Here is a 16,657-nt window from a genome sequence, read left to right as displayed (position 1 = left end):
TCGGGCGATTGGGGACGTAAGGTGTTCCGACCAGGGAACCCAGGCTGGAAGTGAGGAGTGGCATGAGTTCCGCCGCCTACAGTTCGTGGGAACCGGCGCGCAAGGTGCGGACCTACGAGCAGGTCATGGCGCAGATCGAGCAGCGCATCCTCGACGGCCGCCTCGCGCCCGGCGACCGGTTGCCCAGCGAGCGGGAATTCGCCCAGCTCCTGGGTGTGAGCCGCCCGTCGCTGCGAGAGGCCCTGCGCGTGCTCGAGGCCCTGGGCGTCGTCGACGTCAGGCCGGGCCGCGGGCCCGACGGCGGCACCGTGTTCCTCGGCCACCCCGGAACCGGGTTCTCGATGCTGCTGAAGATGCAGCTCGCTCTCGGCCACTTCGACCCCACCGAGGTGCTGCGGACCCGGTTGACGCTGGAGGAGTGGGCGATGAGGGAGGCCGCCCGCCACGCCACCGAAGACGATCACCTCGCGTTGCGGGCGATTCTCGACCAGATGGACTCCCCGCACCTCACGGCCCGCGACTTCAACGGCCTCGACACCGAGTTCCACGTGCGGATCGCCGAGGCCACCGGCAATTCGCTGGCCGCGCACCTGATGGGGTCGCTGCGGACCGCGATCCAGCGCCAGATGATCGAGGCCTACGAGCAGCTCGACGACTGGCGCCTGACCTCCCGGCGCGTGCGGAGCGAGCACCGCGCCATCCTGCAGGCGATCGAGAACCGCGACGGTCAGCGGGCGGTGGAGCTGCTGCACGGGCACATCAGCGACTTCTACGAACTGGGGGAAGACCCCCGAGCCTGAGGCTGGACGGTCAGTCCTGCCTGCGGACGCGCAGACCGTCGAAGGCGACCGCCGCCACCGTGTCGGCGAGCGTCTGGGCATCGGCGCCGCGACGCGGCCGGTACCACTCGACCAGCGAGTTGACCATGCCGAACAGCAGGCGGGCCGCGGTGGCCGGGTCGACGTCCGGGCGCAGATCACCGTCCGCGGCGGCCTTGCTGACCAGGTCGGCGACGATCTGGTCGAATTCGCGCCGGCGGGCCAGCGCGTCCTTCTCGACCTTGGTGTTGCCGCGGATCCGCAGCAGCAGGGTCACGAAGGGCAGCTGTTCGACCAGCACGTTGACGCTGGCCCGCACCAGGTATTCGAGCTTGTCGATGGCGCGGCCGTCGATGCTCTCCAGCTTGTCGGCCTCGGCGAAGAGCCCGTCCAGACCGCGGTTGACCGCCAGCCGCAGGAGCTCGTCCTTGCTGCGCACGTGGTGGTAGATCGCGGACTTGGTGATCTGCAGCTTGCGCGACAGATCTTCCATGCTGGTGCCGTCGTAGCCGCGCTCGTTGAACAGCTTGACCGCCACCGCGAGCAAGGACTCCAGGTCATAGCCGGGGCGACCGCGCTTGGTGGCGCGGGTGCTGGGTGGTTCGGTCATGGCCGCCATTATCGCAAGTGACCTCAGTCTCGAGGCCGTTGGTCGATGACGCGGCGGAGCTTGCCGACCGAGCGTTCCAGCGAGCCGGGCTCCACGATCTCCACCCCGACGCTGACGCCGACACCGTCCTTGACCCGCGCCGCGATCTCGACCGACGCGGTGCTCCACCGCTCCGACGGGGTTTCGGGGAGGGCTTCGACGAGCACGGTCAGCTGGTCCATCCGATCGTGCCGTGTGAGCCGGAGCTGGAAGTGCGGTGACAGGTCGGCGGTGTCGAGCACGATCTCCTCGACCTGGGTCGGGAAGACGTTCACACCGCGCAGGATGATCATGTCGTCGCTGCGGCCGGTGACCTTGTCCATCCGCCGGTAGGCGGGGCGGGCGGTGCCGGGGCGCAGGGCGGTGAGGTCGCGGGTCCGGTAGCGGATGATCGGCAACGCCTGCTTGGTCAACGAGGTGAACAGCAGCTCACCGGTGGTGCCGTCGGGGAGAGCGACGCCGTCGATCGGGTCGATGACCTCGGGGTAGAAGTGGTCCTCCCAGATGTGCAGGCCGTCCTTGGTCTCGACCGCTTCCTGCGCGACACCGGGTCCCATCACCTCGGAGAGCCCGTAGATGTCGACCGCGTCGATGTTCGCGCGTTCCTCGATCTCGCGCCGCATCTGCTCGGTCCACGGCTCGGCGCCGAAGATCCCGACCCGGAGCGAGGACTTCCGCGGATCGATCCCCTGACGTTCGAACTCGTCGAGGAGCGTGAGCATGTAGGACGGCGTCACCATGATGATCTCGGGCCGGAAGTCGTTGATGATCTGCACCTGGCGCGCGGTCATGCCGCCGGAGGCCGGGATGACCGTGGTGCCCAGCTTCTCGGCGCCGTAGTGGGCGCCGAGTCCGCCTGTGAACAGCCCGTACCCGTAGGAGACGTGCACCTTGTGCCCGGGGCGGCCGCCGGCGGCGAAGATGGATCGGGCCATCACCGTCGCCCAGGTGTCCAGGTCCGCTTCGGTGTAGCCCACCACGGTCGGTTTGCCGGTGGTGCCGCTGGAGGCGTGGACGCGCCGCACCTGTTCCTGCGGGACGGCGAACATGCCGAACGGGTAGTTGTCGCGCAGGTCCTGCTTGGTGGTGCAGGGGAACTTCTCGAGATCGCGCAGCTCCCGGCAGTCGTCCGGGTGCACGCCCGCGTCGTCGAACTTCCTGCGGTAGAAGGGAACGTTGTCGTAGGCGTGGTGCAGCGTCCACCGCAGGCGCTCGAGCTGCAGGGCGCGAAGTTCGTCGGTGCTGAGCCGTTCGGCCGGTGAGAGGTCGTCCACCGCGGGCGCGGTGCCCAGTCGGCGCGCGGTCGGCACTTCGTTGTGCGTGGTCGGCATGGGAAGACTCCTCAGCGCTTGATCTGTCCGACGGTCCGGCTCCTGCCGCGGAACTCCGCGATGACCTCCGGGCCGGCGGGAGTGTCCCGGTGGACGGTGACGTCGTAGATGCCGTTGCGGCCGTAGCTGGTTCGCTCCTGCGCGGTCGCGGTCAGCTCGTCACCGAGGTGCGCGCTCTTGACGAAGGAGATCTCCGCCCCGGCGGCGACGGTGACCGGTCCGTGGCTGTTGCACGCGGCGGCGAAGGTCGTGTCGGCGAGCAGGAACACGTAGCCGCCGTGCGCGATGTCGTGACCGTTGACCATCTGCTCGGTCACTCGCATGTGGGCGGTCGCGATGCCGTCGTGCGCAGTGGTCACGTCGATGCCGAGCGCCGCCGAGGCGGCGTCGGATTCGAGCATGGAGCGCGCGGAGTCGGTGAGTCGGTTCGCCGAGGTTGACACGAGGCTGCACCGCCTTGGTTACTGACCGAATGGACGGTAAATAAATCCGCTCAAGTAAAAGTCAGCCCACGAATCCCTGTCAAGGGTGCCCGTGGGCGGTGGGGTCCCGGTGCAAGGGAGCCTTCCGCTCATTCCGTCGCGTGCCCGGCGGGCGGAAGGTTCCCTTGCGGTTGCTCCGCCGGACGGGGTGATTCGCGAGCCGGGCGGTTCCGTTCTCCACGGCAGAGCGCTAGCATTATTTCCCGACCGTTCGGTTAGTAATTCTGGGAGAGCGAGGCGCGATGGCTCAGGGTGCGAGCAAGGTCCTGCGGAGCTACACCAGTGGCGGCTGGCAGGTGGGCGAAGGCGACGGCGCACCGCTGCACGACGCCGTCACGGGGGCGGAAGTCGCGCGGATCTCCTCGGTGGGCATCGACATGGCCGCCGCGCTCGACCACGGCCGCCGGGTCGGCGGACCGGCGTTGAGGGAACTGACCTTCCACCAGCGCGCCGCCCTGCTCAAAGCCCTCGCGTCCCACCTCCGCGAGAACCGCGACGAGCTCTACGCGCTGTCGGCCAAGACCGGAGCGACCCCCGGTGACTCCCAGTTCGACATCGACGGCGGAATCGGAGTCCTGTTCTCCTACTCCAGCAAGGGCCGACGCGAACTGCCCAACGACATCGTCTACGTCGATGGCGGGGTCGAACCGCTCGGCAAGGGCGGCACGTTCCAGGCCCAGCACATCGCCACACCCCTCCGCGGTGTCGCGGTGCAGATCAACGCCTTCAACTTCCCGGCCTGGGGCCCGCTGGAGAAGTTCGCCCCGGCGTTCCTCGCCGGCGTGCCCAGCCTGATCAAACCCGCCAGCCAGACCGCCTACCTCACCGAGAAGCTGGTCGAGCTGATCGTGAACTCCGGCCTGCTGCCCGAAGGATCGCTGCAGCTGATCAGCGGCAGCGCCGGTGACCTCCTCGACCACGTGACCGGCCAGGACCTGGTGTCGTTCACCGGCTCGGCGTCCACCGCGCAGAAGCTGCGCGCCCACCCCGCGATCGTGCGCAACTCGGTGCGCTTCAACGCCGAAGCCGATTCGCTCAACTGCTCGATCCTCGGCCCGGACGCCACGCCGGGAACGACCGAGTTCGACCTCTACGTCAAGCAGCTGGTCACCGAGATGACCGTCAAAGCCGGGCAGAAGTGCACCGCGATCCGGCGAGCGTTCGTCCCGGCCCAGCTGCTCGACGACGTCACCGAGGCCGCCCGCGAGCGGCTCGCCAAGATCAAGGTCGGTAACCCCGCCAACTCCGACGTGCGGATGGGGGCGCTCGCCAGCCTCGAACAACGCGAAGAGGTCCGCCGCTCCCTGAAAGCACTGCAGGGCGCGGGCAACATCGTGTTCGGCGACCCGGAGGCGGTCGAGGTCCTCGACGCCGATGCGGAGAAGGGAGCCTTCCTCTCACCCGTCCTGCTCCAGGCCGACCCCGACCGGGCCGAGCCGCACGAGGTCGAGGCGTTCGGCCCCGTGTCGACCCTGATGCCCTACACCTCCGTCGAGCAGGTCGTCGACTACGCGGCGCGCGGGCAGGGGAGCCTGGCGGGTTCGGTCGTGAGCGGAGACGCGGAATTCGCGCGGGAGGTCGTGCTCGGCGTGGCGCCCTGGCACGGGCGCCTGCTGGTCCTCGACGCCGACGACGCCAAGGAATCCACCGGGCACGGCTCGCCGATGCCGGCGCTCGTGCACGGCGGTCCCGGCCGCGCCGGCGGCGGTGAGGAGATGGGCGGGATCCGCGGCGTGCTGCACCACATGCAGCGCACCGCCGTGCAGGCGAGCCCGCGCGTGCTGTCCCAGGTCACCGGTCGGTGGGTGGAAGGTGCCCCTCGTCGCGACGAAGGCACCCACCCGTTCCGCAAGTCGCTGGCCGAGCTGAAGATCGGCGACGCCGTGGTCGCCGGGCCCCGCCCGGTCACCGACGAGGACGTGGCGCACTTCGCCGAGTTCACCGGCGACACCTTCTACGCGCACACCGACGAGGAGGCCGCGCGCGAAAACCCCCTGTTCGGCGGAATCGTGGCGCACGGCTACCTGGTCGTGTCCTTCGCCGCGGGGCTGTTCGTGTCACCCGAGCCCGGCCCGGTGCTGGCCAACTACGGGCTCGAGAACCTCCGGTTCCTCACTCCCGTCAAGCCCGGCGATGACCTGACGGTGACCTTGACCTGCAAGCAGATCACCCCTCGCGAGAACGCCGACTACGGCGAGGTCCGGTGGGACGCCGACGTGACCAACCAGAACCAGGAGTCCGTCGCCAAGTACGACGTGCTCACCTTGGTGGCCAAGGAGAACCGATGACAGCGACACCGACGGCAGCGACGCTGTCCGACGAGGAGCTCGAAGCCCACTTCGAGCACACCATCGACAAGGACCAGCGCATCGAACCCCGGGACTGGCTTCCCGAGGGCTACCGCAAGACGATGATCCGGCAGATCGCCCAGCACGCGCACTCCGAGATCATCGGCATGCAGCCCGAGGGCAACTGGATCACCCGGGCACCGTCGTTGCGGCGCAAAGCGATCTTGCTGGCCAAGGTGCAGGACGAGGCCGGGCACGGGCTGTACCTGTACTCGGCGGCCGAAACGCTCGGCGGCGACCGGCAGGACCTGACCGAGAAGCTCATCACCGGTCGTCAGAAGTACTCGTCGATCTTCAACTACCCGACGTCGTCCTTCGCTGACGTCGGAGTGATCGGCTGGCTCGTCGACGGCGCCGCGATCTGCAACCAGGTGCCGCTGTGCCGCTCCAGCTACGGCCCGTACGCGCGGGCGATGATCCGCATCTGCAAGGAGGAGTCCTTCCACCAGCGGCAGGGCTACGAACTGCTGATGACCATGATGAGGGGAACCCCCGAGCAGCGGCAGATGGTCCAGGACGCGGTGAACAGGTTCTGGTGGCCGTCGCTGATGATGTTCGGCCCGCCCGACGCCGAATCCGCGCACACCGAGCAGTCCATGCGCTGGAAGATCAAGCGGCACACCAACGACGAGCTGCGGCAGCGGTTCGTCGACATGACCGTGCCGCAGGCAGAGGTGCTCGGGGTGACGCTGCCGGATCCCGACCTGAAGTGGAACGCCGAGCGGCAGCACTACGACTTCGGCGAGATCGACTGGGACGAGCTCAAGCAGGTCATCAAGGGCAACGGGCCCTGCAACACCGAACGCGTCGCGCGGCGACGCCAGGCGCACGAGGCCGGCGCCTGGGTGCGCGAAGCCGCGGCCGAGCACGCGCGCAAGAGGGCGGAGGCGACGTCATGAGCAGGAACGAGTGGCCGCTCTACGAGGTGTTCGTGCGCGGCAAGCGCGGTTTGAACCACGTGCACGTCGGTTCCCTTCGCGCCGCCGACGACGAGATGGCCGTGCACCACGCACGCGACCTCTACACGCGGCGCAACGAGGGCGTGAGCATCTGGGTGGTGAAGGCGTCGGAGATCACCGCGTCGTCTCCTGACGAGAAGGATCCCTTCTTCGCGCCCTCGGGGGACAAGGTGTACCGCCACCCGACGTTCTACGACATTCCCGACAACGTTCCCCACATGTGAGCCGACGATGTCCTTCGACAACGCCTACGAGGCACTCATCGACACCCATGACGACTCGCGGTGGGCCTTCGGCACGGGGTTCGAGGACCCCTTGGCCGGCATCGACACCTCGGTGCCGGCCGGGGTGGACGGTGCGGACCTGGCCGCGTACTGCCTGATGCTCGGTGATGACGCGCTGGTCCTGTCGCACCGGCTGCAGCAGTGGTGCACCTTCGCCCCCGAGCTGGAGGACGAGGTCGCCATCGCCAACATCGGGCTGGACCTGCTGGGGCAGGCGCGGCTCCTGCTCGCCCGAGCGGGCAAGGCCGACGGCACCGGACGCGGCGAGGACGACTACGCGTTCTTCCGCCACGAGAACGAGTTCCGCAACGTGCGGCTCGCCGAACTGGAGCGCGGCGACTTCGGCAGGCTCACCGCGGTCCTGCTGGTGCTGTCCACGTGGCGGCTCGCGCTGTTCCAGCGACTGACCACCTCAACGGACCCGGTGCTGGCCGCGATCGCCGACAAGGGAGTCAAGGAACTGACCTACCACCGCGACTACGCGGCCCGGTGGGCCGTGCGGCTCGGCGACGGAACCGCGTTCTCGCGGGAACGCATGCAGGCGGCTTTGACCGACATCTGGCCGTACGTGGACGAGCTGTTCACCGCGCACGAGATAGAATCCCGCCTCGCCGCCTCCGGCATCGCGGTCGATCCGGCGGCGGTGCGCGACGAGTTCGACTCCGTGCTGCACCAGGTCTTCGAGCCCGCCACGCTCGAAGCACCCGAGACTGCGAGCAAGGCCGGTGTCGCCGGTGGTACCGGGCGCCACGGGCGCCACACCGAGAGCATGGGATACCTCCTCGCGGAGCTGCAGAGCGTCGCCCGAGCGCACCCGGAGGCGACGTGGTGACCGCACGAGCCATCGCCGAAACGGTCTGCGACCCGGAGCTTCCGATGCTCACGCTCGCCGACCTCGGAGTCCTGCGCGAGGTGTCCGAACACGACGGTGCGGTGAAGGTGTCCATCACGCCCACCTACACCGGCTGCCCGGCCATGGACACGATGCGCGACGACCTGGTCCACGCCCTGCGCGAGGCCGGGTACGACGACGTCGAGGTGCGCACGGTGCTCAACCCGCCGTGGAGCACGGACTGGATCAGCGAGCGCGGCCGCCGCAAGCTCGCCGAAGCCGGCATCGCCCCACCGGCCGGAGCGCCGTCGGCGAAACCGGGCCCGGTTCCTCTCACTCTGCTCCCGCCTGACAGAGAGGTTCCCTGCCCGCGCTGCGGTGCCCCGGACACGGAATTGCTGTCGGAATTCGGCGCTACGGCGTGCAAGTCGATGCGCCGCTGCCGGTCGTGCGCCGAACCGTTCGAACACGTCAAGGAGATCTGAGGTGGCCGCGTTGACGAAGTCCCGGCTGCGGGGCGAGTTCCACACGCTGACCGTCGCCGACGTCAGCCGCCTGTGCGACGACGCCGTCGCGGTCACCTTCGACGTGCCGGCGGAACTGGCGGAGGTCTACGACTTCCGCGCCGGTCAGTCGTTGACGCTGCGGCGCGTCGTCGACGGCAGAGAGGAGCGGCGCTCGTACTCGCTCTGCGCTGCGGAAGGGAACCTTCCTCGCATCGGCGTGCGCGAGGTGCCCGAGGGGCTGTTCTCGACGTGGCTGGTCAACGAGGTCCGGCCGGGCGACGAGATCGAAGTCGGTGTTCCCACGGGCTCGTTCACACCGAGGTCGCCTTCCGGTCATCACGTGCTGATCGGAGCCGGGTCCGGGATCACTCCGCTGCTGTCGATCGCGGGAACCGTGCTGCGCGACCCGGAAGCCACCGTCACCATCGTCTACGGCAACCGGCGCACCGACACCGTGATGTTCGCCGATGAGTTCGCCGATCTCAAAGATCGGTATCCCGCGCGCGTGGAACTGGTGCACGTGCTCTCGCGGGAACCGCGCGAGGCGGACTTGTTCACCGGCCGCCTCGACGCGACCAAGCTTCGCGAGCTGCTGACGTTGGTCCCCGATGTCGGCGAGGTCGACGAGTGGTGGTTGTGCGGCCCGTTCGGCATGGTGACGGGCGCCCAGGAACTGCTGACCGAACTCGGCGTCGGCGATGAGCGCATCCACCGGGAGCTGTTCTACGTCGACGAGGTCCCGCCGGAACCGGTGCGGCACGTCGACGCGAAACCGGTGGGTGAGATGACGGAGGCGACCATCGTTCTCGACGGCCGCCGCACGACAACGACGTTGTCCCGAGAGAGCACCGTCCTGGACGGAGCGCAGAAGGCCAGGCCGGATCTTCCCTTCGCCTGCAAGGGCGGGGTGTGCGGGACCTGCCGGGCGAAGGTCACCGACGGGAAGGTCGACATGCGGCGCAACTTCGCCCTGGAGCAGGCGGAGGTGGATGAAGGGTTCGTTCTGACCTGCCAGTCGGTTCCCGTGACGGAGGCGATCACGGTCGACTTCGATTCCTGATCTCCGCGGCGGAACCCGATGCGTGCGAAAACCGCCCCTGGCTGAGAACTCCGTGGCCGGGGGCGGTGTCGCGTGTTCTTCAGGACCGTGTCCGGAGGTCGTTCGTCGGGGCGAGTGTGAAGGTGTGGTGCTCCTTTTCGGTCATTCGGACAACCTCCGGTCGTCCGGGGCGTCTTCAGGAATATGAACAGCAATCGGATCCGGCGGGACTGGAGCGCCCAACAGCGGCCGGTGCGCGGCCCGGTGAGGCGGGCACCGATGGAGCGGGCCCCGCGGGGCAGGGCGCCGATGGGACGTGCGCCGGGGGTGCGGCGGCGAAGCAGGAAGCGCCCGGTCGCGGTGTTGCTGGTGGCCCTGCTGGTGCTTCCGGTGGTGTTCGCGACCTGGCTCTGGTTCCACGTCGATTCGACCGTGCACCGGATCGAGGCCTTCCCGGATTACTCGGGCCGGCCGGAGGCCGCCGCGGGTGAGAACTGGCTCGTCGTGGGATCGGACAGTCGTGACGGGCTGGATCCGGAGATCGCGGAGGGCCTGCACGTGGGGGATGCGGACGGGCAGCGCACGGACACGATCCTGATTGCGCACCTGCCGGACAACTCCACGACGCCCACGCTGATCAGCATCCCGCGCGACTCGCGGGTCCCGGTTCCGGGCCACGGCCGGAGCATGATCAACGCGGCGTTCGCGATCGGCGGGCCGCAACTGCTGGCGCGGACGGTGGAGCAGGCGACCGGGCTGCGCATCGACCACTACGCCGAGATCGGGTTCGGTGGTTTCGCGGGCCTGGTCGACGCGGTCGGCGGGGTCGAGATGTGCCTCGACCGGGAGATGCACGACGTCAAGACGGGCGAAACCCTCCAGGCCGGTTGCCAGACCTTGCAGGGGGCGGACGCGCTGACGTTCGTGCGCATGCGCTACAGCGACGCGACACCGCGATCGGACCTGGATCGTGTCGCCAACCAGCGCAAGTTCATCGGTGCCCTGGCCTCCGAAGCGTCGAGCATCACCACCTTCATCAATCCGTTCCGGGCGTACGCGGTGGCGGACGAGGGCGCGGACGCGCTGACCATGCTCGACTCCGACGGTCCGGGTGATCTGCTGTCGTTGGGGTGGGCGATGCGCGGCATGTCCTCGGGCGGTGTCGTCACGACGACCGTTCCGGTCACCGACTCCACCGCCCATCAGTGGGACAAGGAGAAGGCGCTGCGGCTGTTCGAAGCGATGGAAACCGACTCCCCGCTCCCGCAAGACCTGATCGTGAACTGACCATCGCAACGCCGTGAAGATCGGCCTCTTGGTCGCGATAGCCGTCAGGACCGGGTTCGCGGTCAGCGGACGAGGCGGAAGAATCCGCGTACCTGCTCCACCAGCGATTCCGGTTGTTCCAGTGCGGCGAAGTGCCCGCCTCGGGGCAGTTCCGCGAACCACCGCAGGTCGGTGAACCGCAGTTCGGCCTCTCGGCGCGATGGGCGGGTGATGTCGTGCGGGTAGACCGACAGCCCCGCAGGCGCGGTGACCGAGTTCCGGAAGGAAGCGAAGCTCTCCCAGTACAGGCGGGCCGACGACGTGGCCGACGCGGTGAACCAATAGACGGAGATCTCGTCGAGGATCTTCTGCCGGGACACGGCGTCCTCGGGATGGCCGTTGTTGTCGGTCCAGGCCCAGAACTTCTCGGCGATCCACGCGGCCTGGCCCGCAGGAGAGTCGGTGAGTCCGTAGCCGAGCGTTTGAGGACGGGTCGACTGGATCGCCGAGTAGCCCCGCCCGGTGCGTCGGAACTCCTTGACGGCTTCGAGATTCGCCCGCTCTCCGGGAGTCGGGTCGTCGAAGGTGCCTGACGCAACGGATCCCATGTTCACGTGAACACCGGCGACGCGTTCGGGCGCGACTTCACCCAGCTCGCCGGACACCGCGGACCCCCAATCGCCGCCTTGCGCTCCGTAGCGCTGGTAGCCGAGGGAGTCCATCAACGCGTCCCAGGCGCGCGCGATGCGGGTGATGTTCCACCCGGTCGTCGGCGGCTTGTCGCTCCAGCCGTACCCGGGCAGGGACGGCGCGACCACGTGGAACGCGTCGGCCGGGTCGCCGCCGTGCGCGCGCGGGTCGGTCAGCGGACCGAGGACGTCGAGGAATTCGAGCACCGAGCCCGGCCACCCGTGGGTCAGCACCAGCGGGAACGCGTTCGGTTCGGGCGAGCGGACGTGCAGGAAGTGGATGCCGAGTCCGTCGATGGTGTCCCGGTAGTTCGGGAAAGCGTTGAGCCGCTCGGCGAACCCGAAGTCGTAGTCCTCGGCCCAACTGCGGCAGAGCTCCTGCGCGTAGGCCAGCGGTACCCCTTGCGACCAGTCGTCCACTGGTTCGTGCTCGTTCCACCGCGTCCGTCGCAACCGGTCGCGCAGATCCTCGATCTCGGCTTCGGTGACGCTGACGTCGAACGGTTCGGCGGCCATGGGGCTCCTCTCCGGAACTGCGTGATCGGACGGTGGCCGAAGTCGAGCGGGCTCTTCGGCCACGGCGCTCAGGTGACTGCGCACGTGCATCGCACCTGATGATCAGTCGACACCGCCGGAAGCATGCGGGCAAGCCGTCGAAACACAAAACCGCCCCTGGCCAGTTCTCGCTGGTCAGGGGCGGTTCTTCAAGGGTGCCCTCGGCAGGATTCGAACCTGCGACACCTGCCTCCGGAGGGCAGTGCTCTATCCACTGAGCTACGAGGGCTAGTCGCTGTGGACGATCGAAAGCTTATCGCACGCCTCGGAGGTGGCTGGGACGGGGTCGGGTTGTGGCGGGGTGGATGAGTTCATCTGGGGGTTCCCGGGCGGTGGGTGCAAGGGAACCTTCCTGTCACCACTGCTGCGCCGGGGGTCGGGCGCGGGTCGTGATCTGAGTTTCAGGGCACTTTCCTCTCACCGCGCGAATCATGCATACTTCGCTATGTATTGGACGCGGATGTGAGGAGACGACGAGATGGGCCACGGTCACGGGCACGGCTCCGCCGCCGACGCGGCGCACGCGTCCGGCCGGTACCTGACCCGGCTGTCCATCGCCTTCGGCGTGCTGCTCGCGTTCTTCGTGCTCGAGGCCGTCGTCGGGTGGATGACGTCCTCGCTGGCACTGCTGTCCGACGCCGGGCACATGCTGACCGACGTCCTCGGCGTGGGGATGGCCCTGGCCGCCATCACCGCTGCGCGGCGCCCCATCGGCACCAAGCGCACCTTCGGCCTCTACCGGGTGGAAGTCCTCGCGGCGCTGGCCAACGCGGTGCTGCTGTTCGGCGTCGCCGGCTACATCCTCGTCGAATCGGTGGAGCGCTTCCAGCGGCCGCAGGAGGTCGCCGGTCTGCCGATGATGGTGACCGCGGCCGCCGGTCTGCTCGCCAACCTGGTCGTGTTCGCGCTGCTGCGCAAGGGTGCTGACGAGAGCCTCAACGTGCGCGGCGCCTACCTGGAGGTCCTCGCCGACACCGTCGGATCCGCGGGCGTGCTCGTCGGCGGCTTCGTGACCTGGGCGTTCGGCTGGTACCTCGCCGACCCGATCATCGCCGTCGGGGTCGGGCTGTTCGTGCTTCCCCGCACCTTCACGCTGGCGCGGCAGGCGCTGCGGATCCTCGTGCAGCAGGCGCCCGAGGGCCTGGACCTGCAGGAGATGCGCAGCGACCTCGCCGCCCTGCCCTCGGTCACCGAGGTGCACGACCTGCACGTGTGGACCCTGACCTCCGGCATGGAGGTGGCCTCCGCGCACCTGACCGCCACCCAGGACGCCGACCACGGGGGAGTGCTCACCGCCGCGCAGCGACTGCTGTCCGAGCGCTACCGGATCGAGCACGCCACCCTGCAGGTCGAACCCGCCGAGTGCGCGCGCCGTTGCCAGGAACTGACGTGGTGAGCGAGAGGAACCCTTCCCGCTCCGGATGAGCGGAAGGTTCCCATGCTCAGCTCAGCGGCCGCTCAGCTCAGCGGCTGGGCGCCTCGCTGGCTGAGCATGGTCTTCATCAGCTCCATCTCGCTGCCCTGGGAGCCGAGCATGTTCTCGGCCAGGGCGCGGACCGCAGGGATCGCGGCGTGCGCTGCGCCGTACTCGGCCATCGGGGCGCCGCCCTGGTGATGGCGCAGCATCAGCTGCAGGAAGTACACGTCGAACTCCGGGCCTCGCAGCGAGCTGAGGCGGGAGAGCTCCTCGCTGCTGGCCATGCCCGGCATGAGCGCGCCGTCGGACATCGGCATCGCGGTGGCGCCGTGCTGGTGCTCGCCGGTCTCGGTCATCCACTGCATGACCGGGCCGGAGGCCTGCGCGGGCTGGTTCCAGATGCTCAACCAGCCCTGCATGCGCCCGATCTGGTCGCGCTGGTTGGTCTCGATGTCGAAGGCCAGCTGCCGGACGGCGACGTCATCGGCGCGTTCCCGGGCCAGCGTCGCCATGGTCACCGCCTGCTGGTGGTGGACGGTCATGTCCTGGGAGAACCCGATGTCGGTCGCCGTCGGCCGGGGCTCGGGCTGCTCGGCCGACGGCATCCGGATCAGCAGTCCGATCGCCGCCCCGATCAGCAGGAGCGAGAACGCCGCGACGATCGCGACGACGATCTGCGAAACGCGTCGTGCCTGGGCCACCGCGCTCACTGCCCCATTTCGCCGCTGGCGGCGTTGGCGCCCTTGCCGTCCATGGTGACCGCGCCCGGGCCGGGCGGGGACGCGTCGAACTTCGGCGGGTTGTTCGTGTCGAACGCGCCCGGGTAGGCCTGGCAGGAGCCGCCGACCTCGGGGTAGACGCCGTTGTTGTTCAGCCGCAGCGCGGTGATGAACTGGTCGATCCGCGGGTCGTCGGCGCTGTCGACCTTGAGCTGGTGGCCCCAGGACTGCAGCGAGATCGGCTTGTCCAGGCCCGGGTACGGCGACATCATCGTGTACGGCTTGCCCTCGGCGCGGACCTTGAGGCGGTCCAGCGCGGCCTGGTCGACCTTGTCCGGGTTGTAGGCGATCCAGACGGCGCCGTGCTCCAGCGAGTGGACCATGTTCTCGGTGCGCACGGCCTCCGGGTAGACGACACCGGTGCAGTCGGCCCAGACGCCGTCGTGCGGGCCGCCGAACGGCGGGGTCTTGTCGTAGGCGACGCGCTGGTCGGGGTTGACGTGCTGCTGCCCCTTGTAGTCGGCGGTGACGACCCCGGGGATCTGCTTCGACGGGTCGGGGTTCTGCGGCGACGGCTTGAACGCCGCGGTGGCCTTCTCGGCGGCCGCCTGAGCGTCGCGCGTCGCGGCCTGGTCGGACCACCGGGTGTAGGCGTATCCGAAGATCACCGCCGCGAACACCGCGACCACCGTCACCCCGGAGACCAGCATCCAGGGGATCGACCGTTGGTTGACCACGGCGGCGCTGCGCACCGCTTTGTTCTTAGCCATGCTGCTCGCAAACCTCGTCTCGCCCGAACCTGGGGACAGCGCCCGCCAGTGTAGAGAGTGCCCGTTCGGCGGTGTGCCGATCGGCGCATGCTCGCCACCACACGTTCTCACACACAGGCAACGCTTCGATCACGCCCCGTGGTCATCTCGGGGGAGGGGTGCGGGCGTCCCGGGAGACGGCGGTGGTCGTCCCGGGCGGGGCCGCTGGGCCGAACGGGCCGGGGGTGGGGCGGCAACCCGGCGTCTGAACTGCGCGGAAGGATCCCTAGACTTCATCGGGTGACTCCTGCCGCGCTCGCTGAACTGGTCCGCAACACCGCCGTCGACGTGCTCTCCGCCCGTGGGCTGGACACGTCGGTGCTGCCTGAGACGGTCACCGTGGAGCGCCCGCGAAAGCCGGAGCACGGCGACTACGCGACGAACCTCGCGATGCAGGTCGCCAAGAAGGCCGGGGTCGCCCCGCGCGATCTCGCGACCTTGCTCGCCGAGGCGCTGACCAGCCAGGACGGCATCGACTCGGTCGACGTCGCCGGTCCGGGCTTCCTCAACCTGCGGCTCGCCGCCGACGCCCAGGGGCAGATCGTGCGCGAGGCGCTCGAGGCGGGCGCCGACTACGGCACCGGCGAGCTCTACTCCGGCCTGAAGGTCAACCTCGAGTTCGTCTCGGCCAACCCGACCGGCCCCATCCACCTGGGCGGCACCCGCTGGGCCGCCGTGGGCGATGCGCTGGGACGGGTGCTCTCCGCTCAAGGCGCCGAGGTGACCCGCGAGTACTACTTCAACGACGCGGGCGCCCAAATCGACCGGTTCGTTCGTTCCCTCATCGCCGGCGCCAAGGGCGAGCCGGCGCCGGAAGACGGTTACGGCGGCGACTACATCGCCGAGATCGCGGGCCAGGTCGTCGAGGCCGAGCCCGGGGTGATGGAGCAGCCCGAGGACGAGCGCAACGAGACCTTCCGCCGCATCGGCGTCGGGTTGATGTTCGAGGAGATCAAGCAGAGCCTCACCGACTTCGGCACCGTTTTCGACGTCTACTTCCACGAGGACTCGCTGCACACCTCCGGGCAGGTCGAGCAGTGCGTGGAGCAGCTGAAGGCCTCCGATCACCTCTACGCCGCCGACGGCGCGTGGTGGCTGCGCTCCACCGAGTACGGCGACGACAAGGACCGCGTGGTCATCAAGAGCGACGGCGACCCCGCCTACATCGCCGGTGACATCGCCTACCTGCGCGACAAGCGCTCCCGCGGCTTCGACCTGTGCATCTACATGCTCGGCGCCGACCACCACGGCTACATCGCCCGCCTCAAGGCCGCCGCCGCGGCGCTGGGCGACGACCCGGCGGTGGTCGAGGTCCTCATCGGCCAGCTGGTGAACCTGGTGCGCGACGGCAAACCGGTCCGCATGAGCAAGCGCGCCGGCACCGTGGTCACCCTCGAGGACCTGGTGGAGGCCGTCGGCGTCGACGCCGCGCGCTACTCGCTGATCCGCTCCTCGGTGGACTCCGCCGTCGACATCGACCTGGACCTGATCAGCAAGCGCACCAACGAGAACCCGGTCTTCTACGTGCAGTACGCCCACGCCCGGTTGTCGTCGTTGCAGCGCAACGCCACGTCCCTGGGCATCGAGCGGGGAGCCGTGGAGAATGCCGATCTGTCGCTGCTCACCCACGAACGTGAGGGCGACCTGATCCGCACCTTGGGCGAGTTCCCGCGCGTGGTGCGTTCGGCCGCCGAGTTGCGCGAACCGCACCGGGTGGCTCGTTATCTGGAGGACGTGGCCAGCGCGTACCACAAGTTCTACGACGCCTGCCGCGTGCTGCAGCCCGGTGACGACCAGGCCAACCCGCTGACCATCGCGCGGCTGCAGCTGTGCGAGGCCACCCGCCAGGTGCTGGCCAACGGTCTGGGCCTGCTCGGCGTGAGCGCGCCGGAACAGATGTAATCGCGGGCGGGCGGATTCCCTCGACGTGGAGGGAACCGTTCTGCCGGCTTTC

General features: G+C 68.9%; 16 protein-coding genes and 1 tRNA gene. 10 read left to right on the top strand and 7 right to left on the bottom strand.

The annotated features are described in order from the left end of the window. Positions 1–62 precede the first annotated feature (62 nt). The gene (locus tag BM424_RS03695; protein ID WP_093413664.1) at positions 63–800 is read left to right on the top strand and encodes a FadR/GntR family transcriptional regulator; all 738 of its coding nucleotides are present in this window, start codon (positions 63–65) and stop codon (positions 798–800) included. A gap of 10 nt (positions 801–810) precedes the next feature. On the opposite strand, the gene BM424_RS03690 is transcribed toward BM424_RS03695, so the two are convergent. The 3 genes from BM424_RS03690 to paaI are packed head-to-tail and all read right to left on the bottom strand — an operon-like array spanning position 811 to position 3,199. Then, complete coding sequence (locus BM424_RS03690; protein ID WP_093413663.1) at positions 811–1,428, bottom strand: TetR/AcrR family transcriptional regulator; 618 nt, start codon at positions 1,426–1,428, stop codon at positions 811–813. A 23-nt stretch (positions 1,429–1,451) separates the two neighbouring features. Further along, positions 1,452–2,798: a phenylacetate--CoA ligase PaaK gene (gene paaK, locus BM424_RS03685; RefSeq protein WP_093413661.1), complete on the bottom strand. Its 1,347-nt coding sequence runs from the start codon at positions 2,796–2,798 to the stop codon at positions 1,452–1,454. 11 nt (positions 2,799–2,809) lie between these two features. Continuing rightward, positions 2,810–3,199, bottom strand: coding sequence for a hydroxyphenylacetyl-CoA thioesterase PaaI (gene paaI / locus BM424_RS03680; RefSeq protein ID WP_093414620.1), 390 nt, complete (start codon positions 3,197–3,199; stop codon positions 2,810–2,812). Between the two features lie 323 nt (positions 3,200–3,522). On the opposite strand from paaI, the gene paaZ reads away from it, so the two are divergent. The 7 genes from paaZ to BM424_RS03645 all read left to right on the top strand — a co-directional run bounded on the left by paaZ (position 3,523) and on the right by BM424_RS03645 (position 10,535). After that, the gene (paaZ, locus tag BM424_RS03675) at positions 3,523–5,568 is read left to right on the top strand and encodes a phenylacetic acid degradation bifunctional protein PaaZ (RefSeq protein ID WP_093413660.1); all 2,046 of its coding nucleotides are present in this window, start codon (positions 3,523–3,525) and stop codon (positions 5,566–5,568) included. Further along, complete coding sequence (gene paaA / locus BM424_RS03670) at positions 5,565–6,527, top strand: 1,2-phenylacetyl-CoA epoxidase subunit PaaA (RefSeq protein ID WP_093413658.1); 963 nt, start codon at positions 5,565–5,567, stop codon at positions 6,525–6,527. The genes paaZ and paaA overlap by 4 nt, the downstream gene beginning before the upstream one ends. Next, entirely contained in the window at positions 6,524–6,811 is a 288-nt protein-coding gene (gene paaB, locus BM424_RS03665) for a 1,2-phenylacetyl-CoA epoxidase subunit PaaB (protein WP_093413656.1), read from the top strand. Before paaA ends, paaB begins: the two co-directional genes overlap by 4 nt. 7 nt (positions 6,812–6,818) lie before the next feature. Further along, positions 6,819–7,703 carry a 1,2-phenylacetyl-CoA epoxidase subunit PaaC gene (gene paaC / locus BM424_RS03660; RefSeq protein WP_093413655.1) on the top strand — a complete coding sequence of 295 codons (885 nt, stop codon included), beginning with the start codon at positions 6,819–6,821 and terminating at the stop codon, positions 7,701–7,703. After that, positions 7,697–8,188, top strand: a complete 492-nt coding sequence (gene paaD / locus BM424_RS03655) for a 1,2-phenylacetyl-CoA epoxidase subunit PaaD (protein WP_093413653.1) — start codon at positions 7,697–7,699, stop codon at positions 8,186–8,188. Before paaC ends, paaD begins: the two co-directional genes overlap by 7 nt. Before the next feature lies 1 nt (position 8,189). Beyond that, the gene (paaE, locus tag BM424_RS03650) at positions 8,190–9,269 is read left to right on the top strand and encodes a 1,2-phenylacetyl-CoA epoxidase subunit PaaE (protein ID WP_093413651.1); all 1,080 of its coding nucleotides are present in this window, start codon (positions 8,190–8,192) and stop codon (positions 9,267–9,269) included. Between the two features lie 288 nt (positions 9,270–9,557). Then, positions 9,558–10,535: an LCP family protein gene (locus BM424_RS03645; protein WP_245775584.1), complete on the top strand. Its 978-nt coding sequence runs from the start codon at positions 9,558–9,560 to the stop codon at positions 10,533–10,535. A gap of 62 nt (positions 10,536–10,597) precedes the next feature. On the opposite strand, the gene BM424_RS03640 is transcribed toward BM424_RS03645, so the two are convergent. After that, positions 10,598–11,719 (bottom strand): epoxide hydrolase family protein, encoded by a 1,122-nt coding sequence (locus tag BM424_RS03640; RefSeq protein WP_093413648.1) that lies wholly within the window; start codon positions 11,717–11,719, stop codon positions 10,598–10,600. 195 nt (positions 11,720–11,914) lie between these two features. Beyond that, positions 11,915–11,987 (bottom strand) — tRNA-Arg (locus BM424_RS03635). A gap of 249 nt (positions 11,988–12,236) precedes the next feature. Between BM424_RS03635 and BM424_RS03630 the strand changes: the two genes are divergently transcribed. Continuing rightward, positions 12,237–13,154 (top strand): cation diffusion facilitator family transporter, encoded by a 918-nt coding sequence (locus tag BM424_RS03630; RefSeq protein ID WP_093413647.1) that lies wholly within the window; start codon positions 12,237–12,239, stop codon positions 13,152–13,154. A 62-nt stretch (positions 13,155–13,216) separates the two neighbouring features. On the opposite strand, the gene BM424_RS03625 is transcribed toward BM424_RS03630, so the two are convergent. Both BM424_RS03625 and BM424_RS03620 read right to left on the bottom strand, forming a co-directional pair. Continuing rightward, a complete protein-coding gene (locus tag BM424_RS03625; protein WP_245775583.1) occupies positions 13,217–13,885 on the bottom strand; it encodes a DUF305 domain-containing protein in 669 nt (222 codons plus the stop codon). After that, a complete protein-coding gene (locus tag BM424_RS03620; RefSeq protein WP_093413646.1) occupies positions 13,882–14,664 on the bottom strand; it encodes a thioredoxin-like domain-containing protein in 783 nt (260 codons plus the stop codon). The genes BM424_RS03625 and BM424_RS03620 overlap by 4 nt, the downstream gene beginning before the upstream one ends. Before the next feature lie 279 nt (positions 14,665–14,943). Here BM424_RS03620 and argS point away from each other — a divergent pair, with 279 nt between their 5' ends. Beyond that, positions 14,944–16,605 carry an arginine--tRNA ligase gene (gene argS, locus BM424_RS03615; RefSeq protein ID WP_093413645.1) on the top strand — a complete coding sequence of 554 codons (1,662 nt, stop codon included), beginning with the start codon at positions 14,944–14,946 and terminating at the stop codon, positions 16,603–16,605. The last annotated feature ends 52 nt before the right edge of the window (positions 16,606–16,657 follow it).

It is taken from the genome of Saccharopolyspora flava (assembly GCF_900116135.1).
GTDB lineage: Bacteria > Actinomycetota > Actinomycetes > Mycobacteriales > Pseudonocardiaceae > Saccharopolyspora > Saccharopolyspora flava.
The sequence above is the reverse complement of the archived record's forward strand: the minus strand, read 5'-3'. Positions and strand labels throughout refer to the sequence as shown.

Excerpts from the sequence above, each read along its gene's own strand:
- BM424_RS03695 (WP_093413664.1), top strand. The coding sequence starts at position 63 with ATGAGTTCCGCCGCCTACAGTTCGTGGGAACCGGCGCGCAAGGTGCGG.
- BM424_RS03690 (WP_093413663.1), bottom strand. The coding sequence starts at position 1,428 with ATGACCGAACCACCCAGCACCCGCGCCACCAAGCGCGGTCGCCCCGGC.
- paaK (WP_093413661.1), bottom strand. The coding sequence starts at position 2,798 with ATGCCGACCACGCACAACGAAGTGCCGACCGCGCGCCGACTGGGCACC.
- paaI (WP_093414620.1), bottom strand. The coding sequence starts at position 3,199 with ATGCTCGAATCCGACGCCGCCTCGGCGGCGCTCGGCATCGACGTGACC.
- paaZ (WP_093413660.1), top strand. The coding sequence starts at position 3,523 with ATGGCTCAGGGTGCGAGCAAGGTCCTGCGGAGCTACACCAGTGGCGGC.
- paaA (WP_093413658.1), top strand. The coding sequence starts at position 5,565 with ATGACAGCGACACCGACGGCAGCGACGCTGTCCGACGAGGAGCTCGAA.
- paaB (WP_093413656.1), top strand. The coding sequence starts at position 6,524 with ATGAGCAGGAACGAGTGGCCGCTCTACGAGGTGTTCGTGCGCGGCAAG.
- paaC (WP_093413655.1), top strand. The coding sequence starts at position 6,819 with ATGTCCTTCGACAACGCCTACGAGGCACTCATCGACACCCATGACGAC.
- BM424_RS03645 (WP_245775584.1), top strand. The coding sequence starts at position 9,558 with ATGGGACGTGCGCCGGGGGTGCGGCGGCGAAGCAGGAAGCGCCCGGTC.
- BM424_RS03640 (WP_093413648.1), bottom strand. The coding sequence starts at position 11,719 with ATGGCCGCCGAACCGTTCGACGTCAGCGTCACCGAAGCCGAGATCGAG.
- BM424_RS03630 (WP_093413647.1), top strand. The coding sequence starts at position 12,237 with ATGGGCCACGGTCACGGGCACGGCTCCGCCGCCGACGCGGCGCACGCG.
- BM424_RS03620 (WP_093413646.1), bottom strand. The coding sequence starts at position 14,664 with ATGGCTAAGAACAAAGCGGTGCGCAGCGCCGCCGTGGTCAACCAACGG.